General features: G+C 45.3%; 25 protein-coding genes. 4 read left to right on the top strand and 21 right to left on the bottom strand.

Features of this window, described 5'->3' with window-relative positions; translation table 11 throughout:
- Nucleotides 1–6: 6 nt before the first annotated feature.
- The 5 genes from M3M36_RS00455 to M3M36_RS00435 form a co-directional block, all read right to left on the bottom strand.
- Complete coding sequence (locus M3M36_RS00455; protein WP_252773925.1) at nt 7–528, bottom strand: diacylglycerol kinase family protein; 522 nt, start codon at nt 526–528, stop codon at nt 7–9.
- Nucleotides 506–988 carry an rRNA maturation RNase YbeY gene (gene ybeY, locus M3M36_RS00450; protein WP_252773924.1) on the bottom strand — a complete coding sequence of 161 codons (483 nt, stop codon included), beginning with the start codon at nt 986–988 and terminating at the stop codon, nt 506–508. Before ybeY ends, M3M36_RS00455 begins: the two co-directional genes overlap by 23 nt.
- Nucleotides 988–1,989, bottom strand: a complete 1,002-nt coding sequence (locus tag M3M36_RS00445) for a PhoH family protein (RefSeq protein WP_252773923.1) — start codon at nt 1,987–1,989, stop codon at nt 988–990. Before M3M36_RS00445 ends, ybeY begins: the two co-directional genes overlap by 1 nt.
- Before the next feature lie 93 nt (nt 1,990–2,082).
- A complete protein-coding gene (pyk, locus tag M3M36_RS00440; protein WP_252773922.1) occupies nt 2,083–3,501 on the bottom strand; it encodes a pyruvate kinase in 1,419 nt (472 codons plus the stop codon).
- Between the two features lie 95 nt (nt 3,502–3,596).
- A complete protein-coding gene (locus M3M36_RS00435) occupies nt 3,597–6,998 on the bottom strand; it encodes a DNA polymerase III subunit alpha (RefSeq protein WP_252773921.1) in 3,402 nt (1,133 codons plus the stop codon).
- A 217-nt stretch (nt 6,999–7,215) separates the two neighbouring features.
- Here M3M36_RS00435 and M3M36_RS00430 point away from each other — a divergent pair, with 217 nt between their 5' ends.
- Nucleotides 7,216–7,413 carry a YjzD family protein gene (locus M3M36_RS00430; RefSeq protein WP_252773920.1) on the top strand — a complete coding sequence of 66 codons (198 nt, stop codon included), beginning with the start codon at nt 7,216–7,218 and terminating at the stop codon, nt 7,411–7,413.
- A gap of 92 nt (nt 7,414–7,505) precedes the next feature.
- Here the strand turns inward: M3M36_RS00430 and pepT are convergent, their stop codons facing one another.
- The 11 genes from pepT to M3M36_RS00375 form a co-directional block, all read right to left on the bottom strand.
- Complete coding sequence (gene pepT, locus M3M36_RS00425) at nt 7,506–8,747, bottom strand: peptidase T (RefSeq protein WP_252773919.1); 1,242 nt, start codon at nt 8,745–8,747, stop codon at nt 7,506–7,508.
- 26 nt (nt 8,748–8,773) lie between these two features.
- Nucleotides 8,774–9,562, bottom strand: coding sequence for a Nif3-like dinuclear metal center hexameric protein (locus tag M3M36_RS00420; protein ID WP_252773918.1), 789 nt, complete (start codon nt 9,560–9,562; stop codon nt 8,774–8,776).
- The gene (locus tag M3M36_RS00415) at nt 9,546–10,247 is read right to left on the bottom strand and encodes a tRNA (adenine(22)-N(1))-methyltransferase (protein WP_252773917.1); all 702 of its coding nucleotides are present in this window, start codon (nt 10,245–10,247) and stop codon (nt 9,546–9,548) included. The genes M3M36_RS00420 and M3M36_RS00415 overlap by 17 nt, the downstream gene beginning before the upstream one ends.
- 95 nt (nt 10,248–10,342) lie before the next feature.
- Nucleotides 10,343–11,107: a ribonuclease HII gene (locus M3M36_RS00410; RefSeq protein ID WP_252773916.1), complete on the bottom strand. Its 765-nt coding sequence runs from the start codon at nt 11,105–11,107 to the stop codon at nt 10,343–10,345.
- On the bottom strand, nt 11,100–11,948 hold the full coding sequence (gene ylqF / locus M3M36_RS00405; RefSeq protein WP_252773915.1) for a ribosome biogenesis GTPase YlqF: 849 nt from the start codon (nt 11,946–11,948) through the stop codon (nt 11,100–11,102). The genes M3M36_RS00410 and ylqF overlap by 8 nt, the downstream gene beginning before the upstream one ends.
- Nucleotides 11,949–11,971: 23 nt before the next feature.
- On the bottom strand, nt 11,972–12,199 hold the full coding sequence (locus M3M36_RS00400) for a YozE family protein (RefSeq protein ID WP_256470328.1): 228 nt from the start codon (nt 12,197–12,199) through the stop codon (nt 11,972–11,974).
- On the bottom strand, nt 12,189–12,761 hold the full coding sequence (locus M3M36_RS00395; protein WP_252773914.1) for a DUF2140 family protein: 573 nt from the start codon (nt 12,759–12,761) through the stop codon (nt 12,189–12,191). The genes M3M36_RS00400 and M3M36_RS00395 overlap by 11 nt, the downstream gene beginning before the upstream one ends.
- A gap of 18 nt (nt 12,762–12,779) precedes the next feature.
- Nucleotides 12,780–13,631 carry a DegV family protein gene (locus tag M3M36_RS00390; RefSeq protein ID WP_252773913.1) on the bottom strand — a complete coding sequence of 284 codons (852 nt, stop codon included), beginning with the start codon at nt 13,629–13,631 and terminating at the stop codon, nt 12,780–12,782.
- 15 nt (nt 13,632–13,646) lie between these two features.
- On the bottom strand, nt 13,647–14,144 hold the full coding sequence (locus tag M3M36_RS00385; RefSeq protein ID WP_252773912.1) for a dihydrofolate reductase: 498 nt from the start codon (nt 14,142–14,144) through the stop codon (nt 13,647–13,649).
- Nucleotides 14,145–14,148: 4 nt separating this feature from the next.
- On the bottom strand, nt 14,149–15,348 hold the full coding sequence (locus M3M36_RS00380; RefSeq protein ID WP_252773911.1) for a CCA tRNA nucleotidyltransferase: 1,200 nt from the start codon (nt 15,346–15,348) through the stop codon (nt 14,149–14,151).
- An 89-nt stretch (nt 15,349–15,437) separates the two neighbouring features.
- Nucleotides 15,438–16,703 carry a tetratricopeptide repeat protein gene (locus M3M36_RS00375; RefSeq protein WP_252773910.1) on the bottom strand — a complete coding sequence of 422 codons (1,266 nt, stop codon included), beginning with the start codon at nt 16,701–16,703 and terminating at the stop codon, nt 15,438–15,440.
- A gap of 196 nt (nt 16,704–16,899) precedes the next feature.
- Here M3M36_RS00375 and M3M36_RS00370 point away from each other — a divergent pair, with 196 nt between their 5' ends.
- Nucleotides 16,900–17,451, top strand: coding sequence for an Ada metal-binding domain-containing protein (locus tag M3M36_RS00370; protein ID WP_252773909.1), 552 nt, complete (start codon nt 16,900–16,902; stop codon nt 17,449–17,451).
- A 77-nt stretch (nt 17,452–17,528) separates the two neighbouring features.
- Nucleotides 17,529–18,314, top strand: a complete 786-nt coding sequence (locus tag M3M36_RS00365) for a glucose-1-dehydrogenase (RefSeq protein ID WP_252773908.1) — start codon at nt 17,529–17,531, stop codon at nt 18,312–18,314.
- Nucleotides 18,315–18,406: 92 nt separating this feature from the next.
- Here the strand turns inward: M3M36_RS00365 and M3M36_RS00360 are convergent, their stop codons facing one another.
- The 4 genes from M3M36_RS00360 to M3M36_RS00345 form a co-directional block, all read right to left on the bottom strand.
- Nucleotides 18,407–19,222, bottom strand: coding sequence for a hydroxymethylpyrimidine/phosphomethylpyrimidine kinase (locus M3M36_RS00360; protein WP_252773907.1), 816 nt, complete (start codon nt 19,220–19,222; stop codon nt 18,407–18,409).
- A gap of 65 nt (nt 19,223–19,287) precedes the next feature.
- Complete coding sequence (topA, locus tag M3M36_RS00355) at nt 19,288–21,444, bottom strand: type I DNA topoisomerase (protein ID WP_252773906.1); 2,157 nt, start codon at nt 21,442–21,444, stop codon at nt 19,288–19,290.
- A 181-nt stretch (nt 21,445–21,625) separates the two neighbouring features.
- Nucleotides 21,626–22,504 carry a DNA-processing protein DprA gene (gene dprA / locus M3M36_RS00350; RefSeq protein ID WP_252773905.1) on the bottom strand — a complete coding sequence of 293 codons (879 nt, stop codon included), beginning with the start codon at nt 22,502–22,504 and terminating at the stop codon, nt 21,626–21,628.
- Nucleotides 22,505–22,605: 101 nt separating this feature from the next.
- Nucleotides 22,606–24,522 carry an ABC-F family ATP-binding cassette domain-containing protein gene (locus M3M36_RS00345; RefSeq protein ID WP_252773904.1) on the bottom strand — a complete coding sequence of 639 codons (1,917 nt, stop codon included), beginning with the start codon at nt 24,520–24,522 and terminating at the stop codon, nt 22,606–22,608.
- 87 nt (nt 24,523–24,609) lie between these two features.
- Here M3M36_RS00345 and M3M36_RS00340 point away from each other — a divergent pair, with 87 nt between their 5' ends.
- Complete coding sequence (locus M3M36_RS00340; protein WP_252773903.1) at nt 24,610–25,488, top strand: N-acetylmuramoyl-L-alanine amidase; 879 nt, start codon at nt 24,610–24,612, stop codon at nt 25,486–25,488.
- A gap of 254 nt (nt 25,489–25,742) precedes the next feature.
- Here M3M36_RS00340 and M3M36_RS00335 read toward each other — a convergent pair whose 3' ends face one another.
- Entirely contained in the window at nt 25,743–26,636 is an 894-nt protein-coding gene (locus tag M3M36_RS00335; RefSeq protein WP_252773902.1) for a type I 3-dehydroquinate dehydratase, read from the bottom strand.
- Nucleotides 26,637–26,707 lie beyond the last annotated feature (71 nt).

The raw sequence follows: 26,707 nt of genomic DNA, 5'->3' as shown, positions 1-26,707 counted from the left end.
AGTAAGTTATCCTTTCAAACGGTGAACAAAACGAGAGAAGTCCGTTTCAATCCCGAAGTAATGCCAGATGTGTGGCTGGAAGATCAAAGCTAAGATAATCACCTCAGCACCAACAGCGACTAAAACCATTCCGGCCGAAACATCCTTCACCAGACCAGCTAAAGGATGGTATTTACGTTCAACCACCAGGTCGACAACAGCTTCCACCACTGTATTTAAGAACTCGCCATAAACAGCCAAAAAAACTGCAATCACGACCCAAAGCCATTCAGACCGGTTCAGACCTAAGTAGAGGCCAAGCACCAGAACAAAGAACGCAAAACTTAAATGGAAGCGCATATTTCGCTCGCGAATCACTACTAAGAAAATTCCTTTCAATGCATGATACATTGAAATTAAAAAATTCTCGTTCCGCCCAGACGGCGCCTTGGGATTGGTTTGTTCCGCCAATTCTTCCACAGCAGACTTAGGATGGAAATCAGCCTCTTCACTCTGACCGTGATTGTTATCGCGTAAGTCCGTAGTCATCTAAAATCTTCCTCTGCAAGTCAAACATCTCTTTTTCCTCGGCATCACCAAGCATGTGGTCATAACCGTTTAAGTGTAAGAAGCCATGAACCACTAGAAAACCAAGTTCACGTTCAAAAGAGTGACCAAGGTATTCCGCCTGGCTGTCAATAATATCAACGGAGACCAAAATATCCCCAATATTTTTAGCGATATCGGCGGCCATTTCTTTATCAAGCAAGACAGGGCTATCCTCGCCATCTTCTTCAATGGCAAAAGAAATGACGTCCGTTGGCTTATCCTTGCCACGATAGTCGCGGTTATAGGCCTGGATGGCATCGTTATTCATAAAGGTCACTGACATCTCAGTGTTGTCTGGTAATTCTAGATAGGCACCAGCATAATTTAAAACAGATTGGACAAGGTCTTGGTGAAACTGTGTTACACCATCGCTCGTCTGATCAATTAATGCTAAATCCATTAGTTATTGGCTTCTTTCTGTGCGTTTTTTAGTTCTGCTAGTCGGGCATCTGCATCCTCATAAGCGGAAACAATCAGACCAACAACTGGATGACGAACAACGTCACCACTTTCAAAGTTAATAAAGGCGATGCGGTTGACATCGCGAAGAATCCGACGGGCAGCAACCAGCCCAGATCGAACACCATGCGGTAAGTCAATCTGAGAGGGGTCCCCGTTAACAACCATCTTAGAGCCAAAGCCCAAGCGTGTTAAAATCATCTTCATTTGGGCATTTGTCGTATTTTGAGCCTCATCGACAATAATAAAGGCATCATCAAGGGTGCGACCACGCATATAGGCGAGTGGCGCAATTTCTAGGACACCCCGTTCAATTAGGCGAGCAACATGGTCTGCTCCGACTAAAGAATTCATGGCATCATAAATCGGGCGCATATAAGGGTCAACCTTTTCCTTTAAATCACCCGGTAAGAACCCAAGTGATTCACCAGCCTCGACCGCAGGACGAGTAATGACAATTCGCTCAACATCACCCTTCTTTAAGGCCGAGATGGCCATGGCAACGGCCAAGAAAGTTTTTCCTGTTCCAGCTGGTCCAATCCCAAAAGTTAAATCATTTTTGCGAATCGCTTGAACATATTGGCGCTGACCATAGTTTTTAACCCGGACTGCACGGCCCTTGTTATCGCGGATAATACTTTCACTATACAAATCTGCAAAGTAATCCAGCGTTCCCCGCTTGGCCATCGTCATCGCAGAGATAACGTCAGCAGGACCAACGGAGATTTGTTTCTTAATTAATTGTGTCAGTGCTTCCAAAACGGCAAGTGCCAAAGAAGCTTGGTTCGAATCGCCTTGGACAGCTACCTGATTGCCACGAACGAGCATTTTAACGGCCAGGCCTTCTTCTATTAAAACCAAAAGTTGATCCTTTGGACCCGTTAATTTGGTCTGCTGTTCAATGTTTTCAAAAGTGAATAGTTTCTCAGTTTGCGTTGTCAAAAATTCCGCACCTCATTTAGTTGAACTTACCCTATTTTAACACAATTTAGAACAAAAAAAGCCCGACAAAATCGGACTTTTTCAGTAAACTTATTAGATTGTTTCAACAGAAACGTTGTTCGTTGACTTAGCCATGTCAATTGGGGCAACAGTCACAACAACAATCTTGTCACCAGCAGTTGCCAATCCTTGAGCTTGGGCTTCTTCTTTGGCCTTAGCAACCAAGTCATCAACAGTCTTTGGTGTGTCAACCAAAACAGGCAAGATTCCGTTGTTCAAAGTCAATCCACGTTGAACACGTTCTGACTTTGTCATTGCAATGGTCATGACAGCAGGACGGTGCTTTGAAACCATTCGTGCAGCGTAACCAGTTTCAGTCAAAACAACGACGGCCTTAGCTTCAACTGAATCTGACAAGCGAGCTGCTGCTGAAGCAACTGATTCAACATCATCATCACCGTAGAAAGTATCAGCATGACGGCTGTACAATGACAAAGCTGATTCAGCCTTTTCATCAAGAGCGGCCATCATAGCAACAGCTTCAACTGGGTAATCACCGTTAGCTGATTCACCAGAAAGCATTGTTGCATCAGTACCATCAAAGACAGCGTTGGCAACATCGGAAGCTTCGGCACGTGTAGGACGTGGGTTTTCTTCCATTGAGTCAAGCATTTGAGTAGCAGTAATAACTGGCAATCCCAAAACGTTCATCTTGTCAATCATTTCCTTTTGAATCAAAGGCACGTTTTCGGCAGGGATTTCAACACCCATGTCTCCACGTGGAACCATCAAACCATCAGAAACTTCCAAGATAGCATCTAAGTTATCGATACCTTCTTGTGATTCAATCTTAGGGATGATTTGAACGTGTTCCATGTTCTTTTCCTTCAACAAGGCACGGATATCCAAAACATCTTCAGGCTTACGAACGAATGAAGCAGCGATATAGTTAATTTCGTGGTCCAAACCAAAACGAATGTCATCAGCATCCTTTTCAGTGATACCAGGCAAGTTGATTGAAACACCAGGAGCGTTCACACCCTTACGTGATCCCAACAAACCATTGTTTTCAGCCTTAACAACCAATTCCTTGTTTGCTTCGTCCTTTTCAGTGACAGTAGTAGCTAACAAACCATCATCAAAGAGCACTTGTCCGCCAACCTTAACGTCGTCAAACAATCCAGGATAAGTAACTGCAATCTTTTCCTTTGTACCTTCGATGCTGTCGTCCATTGAGATACGGAATACATCGCCAGTTGAGAATTGAATCTTACCATCAGCTTGCTTAGTAGTCCGGATTTCGGCACCCTTTGTATCAAGCAAACGACCAACAGTCTTACCAGTAATCTTTTCGGCTTCTGCAACGGCTTGCATACGGCCCAAATGTTCTTCGTGATCACCGTGTGAGAAGTTGAAACGGAATACGTTCGCACCTGCTTCGATTAACTTCACAATTGTGTCTACATCAGTTGATGATGGACCAAGTGTTGAGACGATCTTCGTCTTTTTCATGGGTAAATAGCTCCTTTGATATCTTGGTGAGTTGCCTACAAACAACTTCCTTTTCATATTGTAATACACTCTATAACCAATTCACAAGACACAATTTAGTCTTTTTGTCGGAAAACGACATTTTTACTAGATAGAACCTGTTCTAATGCCTGCTTTAACTGGTCTGAACCAGCTAAATTGTAAGATTGTGGTAACATTCGCCTTATCTTTGTCTTCGGCCAATACAAGATAACCGGGTAGTCACCAGGATTTTGTTGCATAACCTGCCAAAGCTGATTTTTAATCGGCTCTTGATCATGGTCTTCATCCAGACGCAAAAACCATGTACCTGACTGAGCAGTCTTTCTTGTTGGTGCTGTTTGCTGATGAACCGGATGTTTTTTGTCCAAATCAGCTTGAAAATTTTGACTTTGGCTGGCATCCACTGCGTCAACGAAATTGCCAATAACAGAGATCCCCTGGCGGACTTCTGTGTTGCCGCCTACCTGAACTAAGCGTCCAACCTTTAAGACCGCTTTGACCTTGTCATAAATTTTGGGGAAGATGGTGACATCGACGCTGCCGGTCATGTCCGTTAAATTAACAAAGGCCATATCGTCCCCCCGTTTCGTCTGGATAATTTTGACGTTTTTAACGAGGCCTAAAACTTTGACACGCTGTCCAGCAACTAAATTGACCATGGCCGTCACGGTTCCTCGGTCGTAATCGGCTTGAAAAGCCTCAGTTGGATGGCCCGATAAGTTAAAGCCAAGGGCCTCTTTTTCCGTTTGCAATCGCTCTACTAACGGTAAATCAGCCAATTTCTTGATTTTCGTCTCTGACAAAACTAAGTCACCAAAACTAGCCGCATTAATCAAGTCCGGCAAATTGGCTAAGAGTTCCGCCCGGTTATAGCCAAAATGGTCAAGTGCCCCTGCATAGGCAAGCTGATTTAAAAACTTTTCATCGCGGAATTTCTCAGGCAAAGCCTTGATCAGGTCTTGCAAACTAGCAAAGCGACCAATCTGACTGCGACTATCCAATAAGGTTGTCACAAAGGCCGTTTGCAAGCCATTAATATTGCCCAAGCCCATAACCAGAGCGCCAGCTTGGATAGACCAATCCCTAGTGGAGGTATTAACATCTGGCGGCAAAACCTTCAAACCGAGTTGCTTGACCTCGGCCAAATAGGCTTGCGCCTTCTCGGCACCGCCTTGGTGGGCATTCAAAATTGCTGTATAAAAGGCCAATGGGTAATGGGCCTTCATGTAGGCCAGCTGGAACGATAGTTGACTATAAGCTACTGCATGCGACTTATTAAAACCATAATTAGCAAACTGATCGATATAAGCGAACAGTTTTTCTGCTTCGTCAAGACGGTGCCCCTTTTGCTGTGCTCCAGTTATAAAAGCAGTTTTGACCGCTGCCATCTGCTCAAGCTTTTTCTTGGACATCGCCGAACGAAGAAAATCCGCCTGGGCCAATGAGAAGCCAGCATAGGCAGCAGCCACCTGCATGACCTGCTCCTGATAAACTAAGATACCGTAGGTTGGGGCCAAGATTTGGTCAACGACAGGATCAATCGTCGGCACGGGTTCTTGTTTCAAGCGTCGTTTAATAAAGGGGTCGATGTGTTGGCTAGGACCTGGTCGATAAAGGGCCGTGGCCGCCACAATCAAATGAAAATCATCCACTTCCAGTCGCTTTAGGACATTTTTCATACCAGCCGACTCAAACTGGAAAATGCCTGTTGTATTGCCATTGGCAAAAAGTTGCAAGGTTTCTTTGTCCTGAAAATCAATTTTTTTAATATCAAAATCAGCTGGCAGATCGTCTTGAGCCAAGGCAATCGTTTGCGCCAAAATTTTCAAGTTCGTCAGGCCCAAAATATCAATTTTTAATAGGCCAAGTTCTTCAACTGGCCCCTTCTCAACTTGAGTTAAGAGATAGCCATCATTGCCAACTTGAACCGGCAACGTGGCCACTAATGGTTGGTCTGAAAGGACGACGCCGGCAGCATGGGTTGAATAATTTCGCGGTAAGTTTTCAATTGCCAAAGCCGTTTTTAGCAGCAGTTGACCAAAGTCCAAGTCATAAATCGCCTGTTTAAGCTTTTGGTCAGGCGCCGTCCAGGCTTCTTTCAGAGGCACCTTACGACCATTTTTACCAGCCGGTACGCCCTCTGAAAGCCGTTTTTGTGCCTTGGCATCAAGGCCGAAAACACGGGCTGTATCGCGCAATGCCTGCTTAGCTGCCAAAGTACCAAAAGTAATAATCTGTGCGAAAGATTCCTGACCGTACTTATCATGAAGGTAAGCAAGAATTTCATCACGACGGTCATCTGGCCAATCAATATCAATATCGGGCATCGATGCTCGGTCAGGATTTAAAAACCGTTCGAATAGCAATCCTTCGTCTAAGGGATCAACATTGGTAATCCCTAATGTATAAGCAACCAAGGACCCCGCAGCGGATCCACGACCGGAACCAGTTTGGACATGGTGGTCTCTGGCGTACTTAACAATGTCCCAAACTATCAAGAAATAATCAGCAAAGCCAAGCCCCACGATGACGGTCAACTCGTGGTTCAGCCGGTCCTGATAGTCTTGAAAGGATTCCTCATGGCCCGTTAGCCGACGCTTTAAGCCCGCATTGGCCAATTGGGTCAGATATGTTTTCGAATCCAACCCAGAATCCTGTTGAAAAACAGGTAGGGCTGGTGACTTGAACGCCAAATCAACGTTCGCCTCACCAATCAGGGCCTCGTTGTTCTGATAAGCACCACGTAAAGCCGCATTTTTTTGATACAATTCAGCAATTTCCGCCTGTGACCTGAGGTAATAGGCCCCTTTTTCACGGGCTAAAAGGTCCAAGTCTTCTAACTGAGTTCCCTGATTAATGGCTCGCAAAACTTGAGCAAAAAAAACATCTTCCTCGTTTAAATAATCGACTTGGTCCCAAGCGATTAAGCGCACTTGATGGGCCATGGCATAAGCGACTAAGAGGTCTTGGTGGTGAACCGACATTAATGGATTAATGCCTAAGTAAAAATCAGCTCCACCAACCTTGTCAGTTAACTGATCCAGGTAATTTTTAACCGCCGAATCTTCGACAACAATTAACTGCCCCAATTCTGATTTTGGCGACAAAGTCAAAGAAAGCCCATCGAGGTGACCCGTCAAGTCAGTCAATTGAAGCGCCTGATCAGGATTTGCCATCTTTTTAGAAGACAAATAAACCAAGTTTTGATAACCAACCTGATTTTTAGCGGTCAGTAAAACCGGGAAAGCTGTGGCCACATTCACCAAGCCATTAACCTGCAAGACCAGCGAAAAAACTGGTTTAATACCGGCTTTTCTGGCCGCTTTGTAAAAGGCAACCACGCTATAAAGCACGTTTTCTTCTGCCAAAGAGACCGCTTGATAGCCCCGGTCCTTGGCCACTTGAATAATTTGCTCTACCGAATTAGGACTTTGCAAAAGCGAATAAGCGCTTTTTTGTTGTAATGGTGCGTACATAAAGTCCTCCTTGACGGCGTCACTAGTCTAAAAACATTATACCGAAAATTTGTTTGCCTAGCTGAAAAATTCCAAGAACATCGCCCGCCCCTTTTTAGCTGCTTGGCCTTTTTAACCAACACTTATCTGAAATTGTTGTCCTTAAATCAAACAAATTCTCTTGCGAATTTATCAGAGGGGCGTATCATAGTGGGTAAATCATAAAGGAAGTGGAAACATGCGCTATATTACCGCCGCCTTCTGGTGTGCACTGTTTGGTGAAGTTCTTGGTTACTTGGTCGGACAAATGACCGGCGTAACTTTCAATCCAGGTGTGACAGCTCTCGTAACGATTATCGTTGGTGAAGCTGCCCTCGTTTTGGTACCTGCCTTGTCAGATTCTCCAAATGTAGAAAAGGCAGACAACCAAGCCTAAAACACCAACAGTTTACTTTAAAAAAGACTAGGAAAAAATCCTAGTCTTTTTTATTGCCATTAATTTTAATTAATCAAGTTAAGCCAGTCTGCTTACTTTGACTCTGCCGCCTTTGTCAAAATCCCTAACAAAACATCAGTTGCCTGTTCCATCACCTGTTTTGACACGAATTCATAACGACCGTGCATGTTTTCACCACCGGCAAAAAGATTTGGCGTTGGCAGACCTAAGAACGTAATCTTTGATCCATCCGTACCACCTCGAGCCGGTTGTGTATCCGGTGTGATGCCCAAATCCATCATGGCTTGATCGGCATATTGAACAACTTCTTGGTGATCCTTCAAGACATCACCCATGTTGTAGTATTGATCTTTTAGGGTCAAAGCTACTCGGTCTTTTTGCAAATCCCGATTTAATTGGTCGACGCTTTGGACCAGCGTTTGCTTGCGGCTTTCAAACTTTTCCCGATCGTGATCCCGAATAATGTAAGTTAACGTAGCTTTCTCTGGCGTTCCTGCCATATCAATCAAATGATAAAAACCTTCACGACCCTCTGTCTTTTCGGGACGGTCATGCTCAGGCAACGCATTATGAAAATCAATCCCGACTTGAATGGCATTAACCATTGCCCCCTTGGCAGTACCAGGATGAACGTTTTGACCGGTGATCACAATCTCGGCCTGCGCAGCATTGAAGGTTTCCCACTCCAATTCGCCCAACGGACCGCCATCAACGGTGTAGGCAAAATCAGCATCAAAGGCAGCAACATCAAAATGATTAGCGCCGATACCAATTTCTTCATCCGGACCAAAAGCAAAGCGAACTGGACCATGCTTTACTTCTGGGTGGGCCAACAAATATTCTGCCAAAGCAATGATTTCAGCCACACCAGACTTGTCATCAGAACCTAGTAAGGTGGTCCCGTCCGTCGTAATCAAATCATGTCCTTGATAGTTCTTGAGATGTGGGAACACTTCTGGGTCCAACTTGTAGCCAGACGTCCCCAACTCCAAAACGGAATGTCCGTCGTAGTGATCAACTTCTTGTGGGTTGACATGCTCACTTTCAAAATCAGCCGTATCCACATGGGAAATAAAGCCGATCTTTGTTCCCCGTCCGTTTGGTAAATTCGAAGGCAATTCAGCAAAAAGATAGCCATCCTTCATCGTGCGGACGTTTTCCAAGCCTATTTCCTTTAATTCAACGGCCAAATCCTTTAAAAACTGAACTTCTTTTGGCGATGATGGAATCGTCTGACTCTCTTCATCAGACCGCGTATCAACTTTGACATAGCGTAAGAAACGAGACACTAACTGTGGGTACTTCTCAGACATGCAAAACCTCCTGCTTGCAAACAGACCTAAAAATAGGTATAGGGATCAGTATTTATCTGACTAGCCGTGACCGGTAATTGTCCATCAAACCACTCTTGCACTTTTTGAGCCATCGGTTCTTTGGCCAAGGCTTCCATATGGTGGTCGGGGTCTAACACGGCAAAATCAGCGGCCAATACATCATGACCAACATGGTAGTACAAATCAGCAGTTAAGTAAAGGTCAGCGCCAGCTTCTTGCGCCTTTTGCCAATACTTACCACCATCACCACCTAGAATGGCAACCCGGTTCACAATTTTAGTCGCATCATTGGTAATCAGACGCACAGCAGCGACCTGGCAAACAGTCTTCACCTGTTTCGCAAAGTCAGCCATGGTCAAGGCAGTCTTCAACTCACCAATCCGCCCCATCCCGGGCTTGCCCTCATCACTTGGCAGAAGTGGCACCTGATTTTCAATCCCAAATGCCTGGCATAACCAATCATTCAAACCACCAATGGCAGCATCCAAGTTAGTATGAGAGGCATAAATCACAATGTTATTTTTAATTGCGAGTGCATACATGGCATTTTGTGGGTCCGACAAATCGAGGTTTTTAGCAGGCCGAAACATGGCTTCGTGATGAGCCCAGATAAAATCAGCCCCTAAATCAATGGCCTCCTGGACAACTTCCGGCCGTACATCCAGGGTCGTCAAGACACGGTGAATTGGTTGGTCCGGCTGGCCAATCTGTAACCCAGTTGGATCGCCCGGTTCAGCCCACGACTTTGGTGCAAAGGCCTCAATTTGTTCAATTAATTCACTTGCTTTGACCATTAAAAACCTCCTGGTTGATAAAATTGAGCTTTTTTTGTAAGTTTACATACTTTTCACTGCCTGTCTGTTGTGCGTTTTCTAATCGTGACAAAACCTCAGCCGCTCGACTGCGTTCTTGCTTCCACTTGGCCAAGAAAACTGGACTTTTTGCTTGCAGGAGCTTTGGACCAAAGGTCCAGTCGGCACGGGTCAGCTCCTGTTGACCGGGAACGGCCACAATGATTTCATAACGGTGGTGTCCCTCTTGCACAATTTCTTCTTGATCAATTCGATAACTGTTTTTACTTAGCCACAAACGAACCGCCGCCTGATCAGTATTCGGCTGTAAAATTAATTGGTTAAACGGCCCCTTATCTTGGCCAGCAGTCAAAATCTTCTCAATCAGCAAACCACCCATTCCGGCAATTACAACGGTTTCGATTCGATCAGCGGGTTCAATCGCTGCTAGTCCGTCCGCTAACCGACAAGTTACTTGGTCAGACAAACCATAATGGGCCACCGTATGAATAGCATTCTCGAGAGGACCCTGCGCAACCTCACCCACCAAGGCAAATTCGCTCTTCTTTTCCAGTAACAGGGCTGCCGCTAAATAGGCATGGTCTGACCCAATATCGGCAACACGTGCCTGGTCATTCACCAAATCTTTCACTGCGGCTAACCGCGGGCTCAGTTTAATTGCTGTCATAAGCAATTCCTTTCTCAATTAAAAAATTACTGCTTGTGCCAGTGCCAAGCTAACGAGCAAAAAGGAGCCACAAAATTTTTGCGCCCCATAAAAAATCATGATAAAAGCTTTTTCACCGGTTCAAAAGTGCACCGGTGAATCGGTGATGGGCCTAAAGCCACTAAACCTGAGAGGTGCTTAGCTGTGCCGTAACCGGCATTATGAGCAAAATCATAACCGGGATATTCTCGGTCATAGTCAGCCATCATTTGGTCACGTGTGACCTTGGCCAAAATACTGGCTGCACCGATCGAGTTAGAACGAGCATCCCCCTTAATCAGCGATTGCTGTGGCAAATCTGTATCAATCGTCATGGCATCAACTAATAAATAGTCGGCCATGGGCTGCAACTGTTCCACTGCTTCCTTCATCGCTAGCCGGCTGGCTTGATAGATATTCACCTCATCAATCACTTGCGCACTAACCACGCCAATCCCATAAGCAACGGCCTCGTCCTTAATCGCCTGAACATATTCCAAACGGTGTTTTTCACTCACCTGCTTTGAGTCAATGACGCCGTATTGATCAAAATTCTGTGGCAAGATTACTGCCGCAGCAACAACAGGTCCCGCCAAGGGTCCCCGACCAACCTCATCAACACCGGCAATGTTTTGATAACCAGCTGTCCAAAGTGGTTCTTCCAAAGAAAAGCGCGACAAAAAGGCCGCCTTTTGCTCGGCTAATTTTTCCTGCCGTCGATCAAAAGCTGCTAAAGCAGCCTTGACGCCTTGACGGTCATCTAGCCGCCAGGCAGCTAAGCGCCAGTCATCCGAGGCAGCTGTTTTTAAAGCCGTTTTAATGCTTACAATCGTTTCAGCCATGAATTAAATCCAGGGTATACGTACCCAACTTTCCTTGACGAAGATCATTTAAAACGCGTATAGCCGCCTTATCATAATCGTCCTTAAAACCCAGCTTAGCCGTAATGGCTAAGAGAATATCCACATCAGACAGCATCGTAAAGGCGTCATCCGCCAGGTGATAACGCTCAATAATAGCTTGCGGACGATAATCCCGGAAAAAAGCAATCAGAGACAACACCGCATCATCCTTGGCAAAGAGTGTATCCTTTACCGCTCCGCTCAAGGCCAAGCGAAGACCGATTTGCTGGTCTTCAAATTTAGGCCACAAGACACCTGGTGAATCCAAAATTTCCAACCCTGCTGGCGTCTTTAGCCAAGCAATCTTCTTCGTCACCCCAGGCTTGTTGGCTGTCGGTGCCACATTCTTTTGGACAAGGTGATTGAGCAGGGTTGACTTACCAACGTTGGGAATCCCAGCGAGCATTGCTCGAATGGGGCGATTCTCAATTCCACGCTTCTCTTGGGCCTTGATTTTATCGGCCAAAACAGCTTTGGCCGCCTTTGTCATCGTCTGAGGTGTCTTTGGACTTCTCGTATCCAAGACGACTACACTTAGCCCTTCTTTTTCAAAGCGTTCTTTCCAAGCTTTGGTCTGCTTGGGGTCGGCTAAATCAGCCTTGGTTAAAACCAGCAGTCTTGGCTTATCACCAATCAATTTATCCACTTCTGGATTACGTGATGACGCTGGTAAGCGGGCATCAACCAGTTCAAAAACAATGTCTACCAAGTTTAAGTTTTCGCGCATCAGGCGAAAGGCCTTGGCCATATGACCAGGATACCATTGTATTAATTGTCCCATGGACTTTCCTTCCTGTCTTTTTCTTACCGCGATGCTTGGTACTCTGACCAAGCCTCATCAAAAATAGTCATCGACATTAAATAACTCGCTGAACCCTCCAAGTAATTCGAAAGTTCATCAAAATCGGTCGACTGTTTTGGAAAGCTTTGGTCCAAAAAGGCATTGTTGGCAAATTGTTGAATTTCGGTTGCTGCAACCGAATTGCGGTTGGTCATCAACCAACCATAAAAAGTTCGTGACTTACTGGGCACTAGTATCTACCTCTGAAAATTTAAAAATTCCATTCTGGACATCAATTTGCTTAGCTTGGTAAGCTGTTTGACCATCCTGTGTTAACTGCGACAAATCCAACGTGATTTGCCCCTGACTTGGCTGAATCGCCACACCGGCTGGTGCCATATTTTGCTTAAGTAGGTAGCCAAGGGCAGCCTTGGCAGGAACATCCAGCGAATGAACCTTCGCCTTGTTAACAGTTAAAACAACGTTGCCAGCACTGGTAACCTTGGGTGTCATCGTTAATTGGCCCTTCAAACTCGAACTCGTGCTGGTTGCTACAATGTTCTTTCCATCAAGGTTAACCTGATAATGACTATTTTGCAATTGGGACTGAATCATCTCATTGACTTCGTCTTTAGTGAATGACTTAGTTGCCAATACCTTCTTGGTACCAGTCGCTTGGTCACTATCTGCTTTCTTGGTGCTAACCGTTGGACCTGCTTGGTTGGCCAGGTTCATATAGGCAAGACCCGCCCCCGCACCTAAAACAACCACAATCCCAGCAATTGTTAAAATGACGACCTTACCCTTTTTCACTTAATATCAACTCTTTCTTTATTCTGCTTCAAAGAGAATGGCCAAAGCTCCCATCCCCGTATGTGTCGAGATAATTGGTGTTGCCACTGACAAGAGAATGTCAATGTCTGGCCAAATGGCATTTAAGCGTTGAACCATTTCTTCGGCCTCATCCTTGATGCCGGTATAGGTTACTCCAATCGCCTTCATCTGCTGGTAGCCCTTCATTTGCTCAATCACGCTTTCATTGAAGGCTTTAATGGTCTTTAAGCCGCGCCCTTTCACAACAACATCCACTTTGCCTTCCGCATCGACCTTGGCACCAACCTTAATATTCAGCAGATTACCAATCAAGCCCTGTGTCTTTGATAAGCGACCACCAGCAACCATGTTATCGAGTGAGCGGAATGACAAAAAAATGTAAGTTTGGTCCCTGGCAGTTTCTGCAACCTGTAAAACTTCTTCTAAGCTTTGACCAGCTTTCGCTGCTTTCGCTGCTGCCAAGATTACAAACGCCTCAGACCGGTCAGCGCTCAACGTATCGAATGCATGGACATCAGCTTTTGTTAAGGCATTTGCCTGAGCGGCCGCATTTACTGTACCAGATAAACCAGATGACAGGTGCAAAGATAAGACCGTTGCTTCCGGATCTTCTTGATAGCACTGATCGTAAACTTCTTTAAAGGCCCCAATCGATGGCTGTGAAGTCTGTGGCAACTGATTGCTTTCTTGCATTTTTTCCAAGAATTCTTCAGCTGAAATGGTCACCCCGTCTTGATAAATGGTGCCATCAATCTGAACAGTCAATGGGACAACCTTGATGTGATACTGGTCAATTTCTGCCTGAGTTAACTTAGCAGCTGAATCCGTTACAATCTGTACTTTAGCCATAGAATCGTCTCCTACTTACTTCCGTTTATATGTTAAAAAGGTTAATTGATAGTCGCCATCGACGGCCTCTTGTTGCTTTGTTAACCTGAATTGATTCAAATCAACTGGATCGACAAAAGTGTCCCCTCCAAAGTCTCCCTTGACCTTCGTGACAATCAAATCAGTCGCCATTGGCATCAGCGCTGCAAAGACTTGAGCACCACCAGCAACCGTCACGACGTGCCCTTGGCTGGTTTCATCATCAATCAAAGCTTGCAAATCAACAAGGGAATGAACAACAACGACCTCCTTAAAGCCGGGGTCAAAATCACTTTTTCGAGTTAAAACAACCGTTTGACGTTGTGGCAAAGGACGGCCAATGGCTGACCAAGTTGCACGGCCCATCACCATGGTCGACCCGACCGTTTCTTTTTTAAAGTGTTGTAAGTCTGATGGGATGGACCAAGGTAAATCCCCATCCTTACCAATTGCGTGGCGGTCATCCTCCGCCCAAACCATTTTAACTGTTGCCATCTGTCTACTCCTTCACCAGGGTGGTTAAGGCCTCTTTGGTATTGTTCACCTGCCCTAAGACCACAGCCCGTTCCATTTTCTTTAACGCCGCGCCTAAATCAGGACCCGGTTTTGCCAAACCAGCAGCAATCAAGTCTCCACCACTTAAGGCCAGGTCTTTCATTGAATAAATCGCCAGGCTATCATAGTTTTTTTGAATGTTGTCCGTCACGCCTTTGTCAATTCCCATGATTGTCAGCGTTTCCAGTAACGTTTCCACGTGGGCATTGTGCTCATAAATCGCCCACCGGTCAATCTGGTTGACATCAGCTAACAGTGGTCCAACCGCCATCACGGCCTGCATCACTTCTTTCGATAGCTTCCACTGCCGTAACTGCGCTTGCAGGGTGGGCCCATCAAAGCCCTGTTGCCCCAGGTACAAAGCCCAGACAACTTGTTGACTTTGCGGTTGTTTTCTTTCCAGCTGCGTAGCCACCTTGAAAACGTTGGCTTCCGTCATCAACCCAGTTTTTCCTGGTAGGTAAGGCAAAAGTCCAGCTTCAACTAAGACTTGCAAAGCTACACCAGCAGCCTGCCCTTGCAACATCTTTTCAAATTCGACTCGAATACGCTCAACGGCGATTTTAGCTAAATTAGGTCCTAGTTCCACCAGGGCGGCTAAAGTCTGGCCTTCAATTTGAAAATCTAATTGCGCAGCAAAACGCAGGGCACGCATCATTCGCAAAGCGTCCTCTGTAAAGCGTTCTTTTGCTAAACCAACTGCCCTGATTTGTCGGTTAGACAAATCATTCAGGCCGTCAAAATAATCAATGACTTGACCATCTTCATCGAGGGCAAAGGCATTAATGGTAAAGTCTCGGCGTTTCAAGTCCTCACTCAATGACCGTACAAACGTTACTTGGTCAGGTCGACGAAAGTCCGTATAAGTAGACTCCGTCCGAAAAGTCGTAATTTCATATCCCTCACCGTGGTCCAAGACCATAACAGTGCCATGTTGGATACCAGTATCAACCGTTTTTTTAAATATTTTTTTAATTTCTTCTGGGTAGGCAGAAGAAGCAATATCAACGTCGTGAATTGGTTTTCCTAAGATAATGTCACGAACACAACCGCCAACAAAATAAGCTTGAAAGCCGGCTTGGTTAATCTGTTTTAGAATCGGCTTGGCAGCCGTCAATTCACTTGGTAACAGTTCAAGCTTCATCGCCACCTCCTTCTAATCATTTACTATTCATCTAATCTTAGCAAGATTTCACCTTGAATGCACGAAACAAAGGGATTTCCATTCATTTTTTAATCAAGCGATAAATCAGCCAAGCGGTCGGCTAATTCAAAGTTGTCGGGATTTAAATCAACAGCCTTTTCTAAGGCAGTTAATTCTTCTTTTCGTCGACCAACCTCGTGATACCAGTCAGCAAGGTCGTGCCAAAAATCAGGATCCGCCGGGTAATCAACCTGTGCGGCCTGCCATTGTTCTTCTGCCTTTTCTTCTTCTTCCTTGGCATGGTAAGCGCGTGCTAAGTCCCAACTAAAGCGGGGGTCAACCAAATCCAACTCTTGAGCTGCACCAATTGTTTCGATGACGGCATCATAGTTGTGACGGGCTAGATAGAGGTCAGCTAAAGCACTATAAGTTGCTAAGTCTTGGTCATCAAGGCCAAGTGCCTGATTGAAATCAGCTTGGGCTTGGTCATACTGACCCAATTTAAAGGCCAAGAGTCCAGCTTGGCGATACAAGACCGGGTTCGTTTGATCATAGGACAGCCCCAAGCGATAAGTCTTTTCCGCCTGGTCAAGATCGTTAATCCGTTCATACAATTGCCCAAGCAGTGGGTAAACGGAAGTGTACTGAGGGTCTGCCGCCAAAATATCTTCAAAGAGTGGTAAGGCGTCCTCATCCGCTTTTTTCTCGACATACAAAAAGGCCAGTTGAAACTTAGTATCAATCGTCATGTCAATGGGTTTAATCTGTTCAAGATAAGCAATCGCGTTATCAACATTTCCAATGGCTGCGTAGGCCGTCCCAATTCGCGCAGCCATGTCAACCTTGGCAATCCGTCGTTGACCGGCTAACAAGAGTTGACGGTAACCACGAATGGCCTGATGGTACTGGCCAGTCGTAAAGTAAAATTCAGCCAAGGCAAAGGTCACGACCGGTTCGTTTGGTGCCAACTGTGACGCCTGCTCCAAGGCATGTTCGGCTGATTCACTGAGGCCCTCAGATTGGTACAAGTCTGCCTTAACCAACAAGGCCTGCAAATAGGCTGGTGAATCTTTTGGGATTTGAGCTAGGTAGTCCTGAGACAAATCCAAGTCGTTTTCTTCAATCGCTAATTCCGCCAAAGCCGTCTTCAAGTCGCCCTCATCTGGGTACTTGGCTAATAGGTGTAAGTAGGCTTGCTTGGACTCCTCGACAAAGCCAATGGCATAAAGGTCTTCAGCTAATGAATAGACCAAGTCATCGTCATCTTCGGCTAGTGATTTTTGAAAGGCTTTCTGGGCTTGGTCCATTTGTCCCAAGCGAATAGCAGCCATCATTTCTTCTGCATAATTTGTCAATTTTTAATCGCCTTTCCAAACGCTTTTTGCGTGATTGCTCTTTTCTATTTTACTAAATCAGCCTTTGAAACACAAAAAACCTTCTTTGTAAAGTAATAGCAATACTCAAATAGACCAATTTATGTTATTATTGTTTGGAGCTTTTTTCATAAGCAATTTCTGGGAACTAGATAAATTCTAAAAGGAGGTCTTCAGGATGTACTCATTAACAAAAAAGCGTTGGCAAGCAATTCACAATCGAGATGCGGAATATAACGGTAGCTTTATCTACGGTGTCACAACCGATAAGCGGGTTTGTTGTCCCTCATGTATTCACGGTAGTGACACCCACCCTGAAGATATTCAGATTTTTAAAACAAATGACGAGGCCCTGTTCGAAGGCTTCCAACCTTGCTCTGATTGTCAGCCCTTTGGTGAACTATCCGATAAGGCTGATTTAGTCTTCCGGGTGAAAGGTGTTCTTTCAGCCAATTATAAAAATCGAATCACACTCGAATCCTTGAGTGAAGACTTTTCTGTCTCATCCGGCATTCTTCACCGGGCCTTTATGACTGTCGCTAAAGAAAGCCCACAAAGTTATCTATTACGAGTGCGGATGTTTCATGCCAAGAAACTACTCAAGGATGGCAAAGACTCAGTGGCCCTTGTAGGCCTTAAGGTTGGCATCCCTAACCTCTCATATTTCAATACCGTCTTCAAGCAGGAAGTTGGCGTAACGGCCGTTCAATACCGCAAGCAAAACAAATAAACTTGCCAATCCACGTTCATTAAGTTACAGTAGACAGCGAAACCAACTTTCGCTTTTTTTGTACAAGGAGGAACTAGATGTTTAACGATTTGAACAAAAAAGTTGCCGTTATTACCGGTGGCTCTAAGGGTATTGGTAACGCAATTGCGTTGCGCTTTGCTCAAGAAAAGATGAACGTTGTCATTAATTACCATTCCGACGAAGCCGGGGCTCAAGCAGCCGTCGACGAGATTCGAAAAAATGGTGGCGATGCTGTTGCTATCAAGGCCGACGTTTCAACTGAAACCGGCGTCAAAGCCCTTTTACAGGCCGCGATTGATAACTTTGGTGGTTTAGATGTTTGGGTCAATAATGCCGGAATGGAAATTCAAACACCAACTCACCAGATTACACTTGAGGAGTGGAATAAAGTCATTGGCATTAATATGACCGGTGTTTTCCTTGGGGCAAAAGAAGCCCTGAACTACTGGTTAGATAATGACCGAACTGGCAACATCATCAACATGTCTTCCGTCCACCAGCAAATCCCTTGGCCGACCTTTGCTTCTTATGCAACTGCTAAGGGTGGGGTTAAGCTCTTTACCGAAACAATTGCCATGGAATATGCGCCAAAAGGCATTCGCGTCAACAATATCGCACCCGGCGCGATTAACACGCCAATTAATGCTAAAAAGTTTGCTGACAAGTCTCAATATGCAGAAACACAGTCGATGATTCCAATGCAAAAGATTGGCGATCCCGAAGACGTGGCCGATGCTGCCGTTTGGTTAGCTTCCAATCAGGCCAAGTACGTTACTGGTACCACCCTCTTCGTTGATGGAGGGATGACCCTTTATGCCGCCTTCCAGGATGGCAAGGGCTAATTTTTAAACGCATACGAAAAAGAGTTCTTCTAGTAGAAGAACTCTTTTTTTCTGTCAAAAAAATCAGTAAGTGTCGGATTAACTACCCCGCCTTATTTCCACCATTTGGCACCAATCTGAAAAACGTTGCCATCCGTTCGACTGGCATTCAAGCGATAACCCTGTTGAATGCTCTGATGAACAAAACACTGACTCTGCTCAACCGCTTCTGGTAGTTTCTCGCCTAAGGCTAATTTGGCTGTAATCGCGGCCGCTAAAGTGCAGCCTGCTCCATTAACAAAGGCACTCTTACCCAAGGCAGGTTGTGACAAATAACTGATGTGTCCTCCTACTGTCAAAACATCAAGGGCCTGATGGTCAACAAATCCCTGACCACCCTTTAAAAACACGGCAGTCTGACCGCGTTGACTAATTTCTTTTGCTAATTCTGCCAAATTAGTCGACGTACTCACCAAAGCACCATTTTGATCTGCCAATGCCAGTCCCTCATTTAAATTTGGTGTCGTAACCGTTGCCAACGGCAATAGGCGGTCCAAGTATCCTTGAACTAGCACTTTGTTTTCAGCTAAGTGGCCTTCCTTCAAGACTAACACAGGGTCGACGACAATCGGGCCAGTATAATCTTGTAAGAAGGCAACCACCCGGTCCAATTGCTTGACCGACGTTAGCATCCCCACCTTAATGGCGGCAAAGTCTGTGACCTGGGCTAGAGACTTTAGTTGCTGGTCAAAAACCTCATCTGGCACGGGAAAGACAGCCACATTGCTTGGCTGAATACTGACGATACTCGTAATCGCCGAAAAACCAGCTAGGCCAGCTGCCGCAAAGGTAGCCAAATCAGCTTGGAGACCTCCACCGGCTAGCGAGTCTGATCCCGCGATGGTTAAAACTTTGTTATTTGTAGCCATACAGCGACCTTTCATACTCATTTCTCAAAAAAAGCCGTCCTTAGCGGCGGCTTTTCAAAATTCTCTTACTTCGCTTCACTCGTTTTTTTCTTCGCGGGGACCTTTTTCTTAGTTGTCGTAGCGACTGTAGCACTTGCCTGCTGGTCTTCACCAGTTGCAAAAGCCTTCTGATCGTCTCCTTGGTTTGGATCCTTTGGCTTATCCCATGAAACAAAGTCACAGTCGGGATAGCGAGAACAACCATAAAACTTCCGACCACGCTTGGTTTTACGCTCAACTACCTGCCCCTTGCCACACTTTGGACAAGTGATACCAATTTCTTGCACAATTGCCTTCGTATTGCGACAATCCGGGAAACGCGAGCAAGCATAAAATTTGCCATATCGGCCCATCTTAATCACCATTGGCGCACCACAAACTTCACAGTCCATGTCGGCCAACTCATCGTGCATCGTAATTTTTTCCAAGGTCTCCTCGGCGGACTGAACTTCCCTTGAGAATGGCTTGTAAAATTCGTCGACGACCGGCACCCACTTCTTATCACCAATTTCAATTTCATCCAGTGAATTTTCAACTTGGGCCGTAAATTTGGTATCGGTAATATCTGGGAACTTATCCTCAACAATAGTCTGGACAATTTCACCTAATTCAGTCGGCACGAATTTCCGTGCATCCACCCGCACATAGTTTCGCCGCTGAATGGTATCCAACGTTGGTGCATAAGTTGAAGGACGACCAACACCGTTTTCTTCCAAGGCTTTAATTAAGGCCGCTTCAGTATAACGCGCTGGTGGCATCGTGAAATGCTGTTCAGGATTTGTCTTTGCCAAATCGACTTCGTCCCCCTCTGCCAAATCAGGCAACAGGTTATCTTTTTCCTTGGCAGCCGGATAGGCCTTCGTAAATCCAGCAAACTTCGTCTTTGATCCATTGGCATGGAACAAGACGCCGTTTTGCTCAACCGTCACGGCTAGGGTATCCAAAACTTCTGGTGTCATCAAAGACGCAACAAAGCGCGACCAAATCAAGGAATACAACTTGAATTGGTCAGGAGTCAGCTTATCCTTAATCGATGCCGGTGTCTTCGTGACATCGGTTGGACGGATTGCTTCGTGGGCGTCTTGGGCGCCTTCTTGCGGTGTTCCAGCAACAGGTTTATGGCTTGAGTATTCTTCGCCCCACTCGTCATGAATATACTGGGCAGCAGCATTCTTCGCCACAGCTGAAAGTCTTGTCGAATCCGTACGCATATAGGTGATCAATCCAACTTGACCAAGGCCACGTCCTAAATTGATTCCTTCATAGAGCTGCTGAGCCGTCATCATCGTCTTCCGTGTTCGGAACTTTAACTGCGTGTTGGCCGCCTGTTGCATGGTCGATGTTGTAAATGGTGGCTGTGGTTGCCGCTTTCTTTCCTTCGCCTTAACTTCTGACACCTGGAAGGGCTTGTTCACATCCAAATCCGCCATGACTGCTTGGATGGCAGCATTATCAGGTAACGGTTGCTTCTTGCCAGAAAAGCCATAGAAGTTCGCCTTAAACTTCGCCTTGCCCTTCTTGAATTCCGAATCCAGTGTCCAGTATTCTTCTGGTTGGAAAGCCTGAATCTGACGCTCTCTGGCAATAATCAAACCAAGGGCAACTGATTGTACCCGACCGGCTGACAAGCCGCGTTTAACTGTCTTCCACAACACTGGTGAAATCGAGTAACCCACCAACCGATCGATAATCCGCCGAGCTTGCTGAGCATCAACCAAATCTTGATTGATCGTCCGTGGTTCCTTGAAGGCGTTTTTAATCGTATCCTTGGTAATTTCGTTAAAGACTACACGGTTTTTTTGCTCTGGATCAAGAGCCAAAATATGCTGTAAATGCCAGGCAATCGCCTCTCCTTCACGATCTGGATCGGATGCGAGGTAAACTTGCTTAGCAGACTTGGCAGCCTTTTTCAGGTCCTTAATCACTGGTCCCTTACCACGAATATTGATGTACTTTGGTTCGTAATTCTGGTCAACATCTACACCCAATGTTGACTTAGGTAAGTCGCGAACATGGCCAATCGAGGCAACAACTTGATACGTCGAGCCAAGATATTTTTCAATTGTCTTAGCCTTTGACGGACTCTCGACAATTACTAATTTTTTACTTGTTTTCTTCTTACTCTTTTTCTTTGGAGTAATTGTTTTCTTGGTCTTTGCTTCTACCAACGTGTGATTCCCCATTTTTCTAAAGCTGCTTGATAGACGACAAAAGCGATTATTTTGGAATCGATAATCACGGTCACCAACTAAAAGTAAACTTTCCTTTTGGTTTAACTCTCCCATCATACCAGCCAAAGCTAGTCTTTGGCAAGATAGGTAAAATCATTTTCCTACTATATAATGGCAATTATAATGGCAATTTTTAAGTCAAACATGAAACCGCTCTAATGATATCACTGCTGGTTAAGACTGGCAACGCGCCAGCCTGAATCAATTCGTTGGGGCCAACCGACAAGGGGGCATTAATCGGACCAGGAACCGCTAGAACTTGTCGATTTTCTTGTAACGCTAAATTAGCAATAATCAGAGACCCGGAGTGGTGCTTGGCTTCGACCACTAACGTAGCGCTCGAAAGACCCGCAATAATTCGATTACGGTCTGGGAAGTGATTTTTTAATGGCAAAGACCCGACTGGGTACTCGGAGACTAATAACCCTTGCAGACCAACCTGGTCTTGCAATACACGGTGATTTGCTGGGTATGCCCGGTCCAGACCCGTGCCAATGACTGCTACTGGAACACCACCATAATGAAAGGTCATCTGGTGGGCCATCACGTCAATTCCCTTTACTAATCCAGAAACAACACCAATCCCCGCCTTAAGGACCGCTGGCAACAATTGCCGGAGTGCTGCCAATCCATAAGGACCGGCTGCTCTAGCCCCAACCACTGCTAGTAATGGCAGCGTCAGCGCCCGTAAGTCCCCCTGGTAAAAAAGGACTAACGGTGGCTGATAAACTTCTTTCAATTGTTTAGGGTAATTATTATCAAAGTAGGTCAACCAATCCCCTTGGTATGCTAGGGCTTTATCTAATGACCATTCATAACTCGCCTGAATCTGCCGATATGGTTGTGATCCGGGCTCCAAACCAAGAACAAGAGCTAACGTTAAAAAAGGCCAAGGATAGGGTCCCTGCTCTGGATGACCTTGTTGACTTAAGGCGCCAATCACCTTCGCCTCCTTCGCTTGACCCAATCCAGGTGTCAGGTGAAGCGCTAACAAAAATTGATTCAAATTCATCAGTTTCTCCCTTCTTTCAACACCGTTAGACGAAAGCAAGGAGGACCAACGGCCATTCAAAGCTAAAAATAGCCATGGCAACCTGAATAAAAAACAGAGCCTTAGCCCTGTCCTTCAACAATTTCACTCAATTCAGCCCAACGATCCATTTTCGCATCAAGAGCATCCGAAACTTCTTGTAATTGGACCTGAATTGCAGCAACCTTTTGGTAATCAGCACCGTTGGCGGCCATTTGGTCATTAAAGGCCTCAACTTGTCCCTCCAAATCAACAATTTCATCCTCAATCGTTTCCCATTCGCGTTTTTCCATGTAGGTTAACTTACGCTCTTTCGGCTTTTGAGCTGGCGTTACTGATTTTGCAGTTGTTGCTTTGTCTTTTTTATCCAGACGACTGCTGCCGGCATCCTTTTCACTTGGTAAGACAACCTCATCCAAGTAAAATGAGAATTCCCCATTATAGCGATCAACTTGACCATTACCAGACAAATAATAGCCATAGTCGGCCACCTTATCCAAAAAGTAACGATCGTGGGAAACCGTCACAACGGTTCCTGCAAAGCGAGAAAGAAAGTTCTCCAAAACGGTCAAAGTTCCGATATCCAAATCGTTGGTTGGCTCATCGAGCAACAAAACATTTGGTTCTTGCAAAAGTATTTTCAATAAGTACAACCGGCGCTTCTCACCACCAGATAACTTGCGAACCAAAGTTCCATGCATAGAACTTGGAAAAAGGAACTGTTCCAAGAGATCTTTAGCCGAAATAACGTTGCCATCACGGTCTTTCACACTCGAAGCAACATCCGTCAAATACTCAATCATGCGCTTATCAGCCGGAATCTCCTCCGTTACCTGAGTGTAGTAACCGATTCGCACCGTTTCACCGATTTCCAACACTCCATCAGTCAAGGGCAACCGCCCAGCTAAAACATTCAAAAGAGAAGATTTGCCAACCCCATTGGGTCCAGTAATGCCAATTCGGTCGCGCTGACCAAAACGCAATGATAAGTTCTTAAAAATCACTTGGTCGGAAAAAGCCAAGGAAGCATGGTCTAAGGCAATGACTTTCTTTCCTAAGCGCTGTTGTCCCAATGACACTTCAACATCCTGATCCGTACGGACATTCCCTAGCGATTCCTCCAACTCTGCAAAGGCCCTTTCCCGGCCCTTCTGCTTGGTTGTCCGTGCTCGAGCTGATTTTTTCATCCACACCAGTTCTTTTTCGTACAGTTTTTCACGCTTGTGCTCAGCAGCCGCCTCATTTTCCTGGCGGATGCCCTTGCCTTCAACGTAATCTTGGTAATTTCCCTGGTATTCGTACAGCTTGCCAAAAGAAAGCTCAAAAATTCGATTCGTCACCCGATCCAAGAAATAGCGATCGTGTGTGACCGTTAACAATGCCCCCTTATACTTGGCCAAATACTGTTCCAGCCAAGCAATCGAATCAAAATCCAAGTGATTGGTCGGCTCATCTAAAATCAACAGGTCAGGCTCTTGAATTAAAACTTGCGCTAAGCCAACCCGCTTTTTTTGCCCACCAGATAGGCTGGCCACCTCCTGATTTAAATTCGTTAAATGTAACTGCGTTAAAATAGTCTTAATCTGGGCCTCAATGGTCCAGGCATCATCACGATCCATAGCAGCCTGCGCCTTTTCAAAGCGGCTTGCTGCCTTCGCATTTTCGGGATCTTGCGCCAGAAAATCTAAGGATTCCTGGTAAGCACGAATGGTTTGAAAAACTGGTTGATCGCCGGCATAAATGGCATCTAAGACCTGCATGTGTCCAGCCAAATCAGGATCTTGTTCCAAGTAACCAATGCGATAATCATTTTGGGTCGAAATGGCCCCATGATCAGCTGGTTGTTTGCCGGAAAGGGCATTTAAAAGGGTTGTTTTCCCAGATCCGTTAACCCCAACCAAACCAACGCGGTCCCCTTGGGTAATCAAAAAGGAAAGGTCATCAAAGAGGACCTTTTCACCGTAGACAGATGTTAAATTTTGTACTCTAAATTGTTTCATGTCATCTATTATACTCGAATCAAGAACCCTTTTTCTGGAATATTCGTGATAAAATAAACAGAAGTATATGAAGAATAGGCCGGATTAATGTTTCAATTAATAAATTGGATTAAACAAAATAAAATCGGAGCCATCATCGTTGGTGTCTTTACCTTCGCGACCATGATTCTAATCATCTCGCTGGCACAACAAAACCAACTGACGACCCGACCGGACCAGGTTCCATTACGAACTGGTCCGGGGATCAACTACAAACAAATTACCAAGCTGAAGGCCGGCACCAAGCTAACAGTCGTTGCCAAAAACAATGGCTGGTGGCAGGTCAAACGCGATAACAACCAAAAAGTTGGTTGGGTCGCTTCCTGGGTTGCTAATAACACCAAGTTAAAGACAGCCACGCAACTTTCCGAAGCGACCATCGTCATAGACCCAGGTCACGGTGGTTCCGATACTGGTGCGCTTTCAACAGATGGCAAGCACTACGAAAAGACGTACACTTTAAAAACAGCATTGGCAACTGAAAAAGTTCTGACTGAGGCTGGTGTACGGGTCATCATGGTCCGCACTAAAGATGTCGTTGTTCCCCTCCTTTACATCCCCCGCAAAGCTGAAAAGTATAATGCTGATGCCCAAATTTCCTTACATTTTGACTCCTCAGAATCGAATAACAGCGCTTCGGGCGTTTCTCAGTATTATTATAATGACAACTCACAAGCACTCGCTCAAGCTTTAAACGGCTCACTGAATAACCTGCCACTGGAAAATCGTGGTTATGAAACAATGCCTTACCTTGTGATTAAAGACGTCACCAGACCGGCCGTCTTACTCGAAAATGGGTTCATTAATTCAGACCATGACTTTTCTTACATTCGCCAAAGTTCCTACCAACAAAAGATTGCCAAGGATATTAAATCAGGCTTGACTACCTATCTAAAAACTCTTTACCCCAACTATAATGAACAGTAAAGCAAAGACTCCGCTTTCCCTATCGACCGATAAAGGAAACGGAGTTTTTTCTTTCTGCCTACTATTAGTGTTTTTAAGCGGCTAACTAGTAAATACGGCAATTTAAGCATAAAAAAAACAGCACCCTTGCGGGTGCTGGGTAGGTAGATAGATAAACTACCTCAGTTGGTTGTTTTCATTATACCATGCATTGGCAATCAAGAAAAGAGCGAAATGATCAATCTAGATCTGCTTACTTGAAGTGGTAGCCGATATCAAGCCCACCCTAGTTCAGCAACAGTACTTTTAATCAAAGGTGTCTGCCAATTTTCCCCTAAGGCCAGAGTCACTAAGGCCGATTGGAAAACAAGCCAAGATTCAATTTGATCCTTGGAGAGGATACCCGTAACCGTTAACACGAGGGCTGTTTCACCAGCTTGATCAGCCAAACCAGCTAAAATTAATTCAAAATCGGCTAAGTCAATTTCAGCTAACCGATCAGATGCAACCTGTAAGTTGACAACATCCGGCTTCTTGATTAACAAAGACGAGAAAGCCGCTCGAATCGTTTCTGGTGTCAGATCATGAAGTGTGCCTGTTCGAATAACCGGCACAGCCACCTTCTCCGCCACAGCAATGATTTTTTCCTGCAGATTTGCATCCATTTCCTCTGGTAAGTAGACGCCGGCAAAGCGACTAGTTCCAGCCTGCAGTGCCGTTGCTAAAAAGTAAGCTTGATCAGCCGGGGCTAACTCACCTTTTCCACCAGCAGCTTTGGTAGTATAAGCCAGCAAAACCAAGTGCTCCCCTGCTGTCTGCAGAGCATTATCCACCAGTTCCTGAACAATTTGCTGGTGCATGGCTGGCCAATTAGACAGAAATTCTTGGTATGCCTGGTCTAATTCTGCCTTCATTGCAGCTTTTTTCATTGCAGAGGCGTCACGTTCTTCAACCGCCTGTGCACCACCGGCCTTCACCTGATCCCAAACCACTTCTTTAGAAAACTCATCAGCAATCGCATCGGCCTGCCAGATAACAACATCTGGATTCTTTTGGTCTAATGCCTGCTTGAAAGGGGTAAATTTATCGGTTGGCCCTAACGCCATTGGGACAGCCAATGCTGATTGGGCAATTGGCTTTTTTTGTTCAAATAATTCTGTAATTTTCATAGTCTAATAATCCGAAAGCCAGCTGAATCAACAGCTGGCTTTTTCTTTCATTGATTGATTTAAAATATTTC

Origin of the sequence: Fructobacillus americanaquae (assembly GCF_024029775.1) — a bacterium.
Lineage (GTDB): Bacteria > Bacillota > Bacilli > Lactobacillales > Lactobacillaceae > Fructobacillus > Fructobacillus americanaquae.
The sequence above is the reverse complement of the archived record's forward strand: the minus strand, read 5'-3'. Positions and strand labels throughout refer to the sequence as shown.

Excerpts from the sequence above, each read along its gene's own strand:
- M3M36_RS00455 (WP_252773925.1), bottom strand. The coding sequence starts at position 528 with ATGACTACGGACTTACGCGATAACAATCACGGTCAGAGTGAAGAGGCT.
- ybeY (WP_252773924.1), bottom strand. The coding sequence starts at position 988 with ATGGATTTAGCATTAATTGATCAGACGAGCGATGGTGTAACACAGTTT.
- pyk (WP_252773922.1), bottom strand. The coding sequence starts at position 3,501 with ATGAAAAAGACGAAGATCGTCTCAACACTTGGTCCATCATCAACTGAT.
- M3M36_RS00435 (WP_252773921.1), bottom strand. The coding sequence starts at position 6,998 with ATGTACGCACCATTACAACAAAAAAGCGCTTATTCGCTTTTGCAAAGT.
- M3M36_RS00430 (WP_252773920.1), top strand. The coding sequence starts at position 7,216 with ATGCGCTATATTACCGCCGCCTTCTGGTGTGCACTGTTTGGTGAAGTT.
- pepT (WP_252773919.1), bottom strand. The coding sequence starts at position 8,747 with ATGTCTGAGAAGTACCCACAGTTAGTGTCTCGTTTCTTACGCTATGTC.
- M3M36_RS00420 (WP_252773918.1), bottom strand. The coding sequence starts at position 9,562 with ATGGTCAAAGCAAGTGAATTAATTGAACAAATTGAGGCCTTTGCACCA.
- M3M36_RS00415 (WP_252773917.1), bottom strand. The coding sequence starts at position 10,247 with ATGACAGCAATTAAACTGAGCCCGCGGTTAGCCGCAGTGAAAGATTTG.
- M3M36_RS00410 (WP_252773916.1), bottom strand. The coding sequence starts at position 11,107 with ATGGCTGAAACGATTGTAAGCATTAAAACGGCTTTAAAAACAGCTGCC.
- ylqF (WP_252773915.1), bottom strand. The coding sequence starts at position 11,948 with ATGGGACAATTAATACAATGGTATCCTGGTCATATGGCCAAGGCCTTT.
- M3M36_RS00390 (WP_252773913.1), bottom strand. The coding sequence starts at position 13,631 with ATGGCTAAAGTACAGATTGTAACGGATTCAGCTGCTAAGTTAACTCAG.
- M3M36_RS00385 (WP_252773912.1), bottom strand. The coding sequence starts at position 14,144 with ATGGCAACAGTTAAAATGGTTTGGGCGGAGGATGACCGCCACGCAATT.
- M3M36_RS00380 (WP_252773911.1), bottom strand. The coding sequence starts at position 15,348 with ATGAAGCTTGAACTGTTACCAAGTGAATTGACGGCTGCCAAGCCGATT.
- M3M36_RS00370 (WP_252773909.1), top strand. The coding sequence starts at position 16,900 with ATGTACTCATTAACAAAAAAGCGTTGGCAAGCAATTCACAATCGAGAT.
- M3M36_RS00365 (WP_252773908.1), top strand. The coding sequence starts at position 17,529 with ATGTTTAACGATTTGAACAAAAAAGTTGCCGTTATTACCGGTGGCTCT.
- M3M36_RS00360 (WP_252773907.1), bottom strand. The coding sequence starts at position 19,222 with ATGGCTACAAATAACAAAGTTTTAACCATCGCGGGATCAGACTCGCTA.
- topA (WP_252773906.1), bottom strand. The coding sequence starts at position 21,444 with ATGGGGAATCACACGTTGGTAGAAGCAAAGACCAAGAAAACAATTACT.
- dprA (WP_252773905.1), bottom strand. The coding sequence starts at position 22,504 with ATGAATTTGAATCAATTTTTGTTAGCGCTTCACCTGACACCTGGATTG.
- M3M36_RS00345 (WP_252773904.1), bottom strand. The coding sequence starts at position 24,522 with ATGAAACAATTTAGAGTACAAAATTTAACATCTGTCTACGGTGAAAAG.
- M3M36_RS00340 (WP_252773903.1), top strand. The coding sequence starts at position 24,610 with ATGTTTCAATTAATAAATTGGATTAAACAAAATAAAATCGGAGCCATC.
- M3M36_RS00335 (WP_252773902.1), bottom strand. The coding sequence starts at position 26,636 with ATGAAAATTACAGAATTATTTGAACAAAAAAAGCCAATTGCCCAATCA.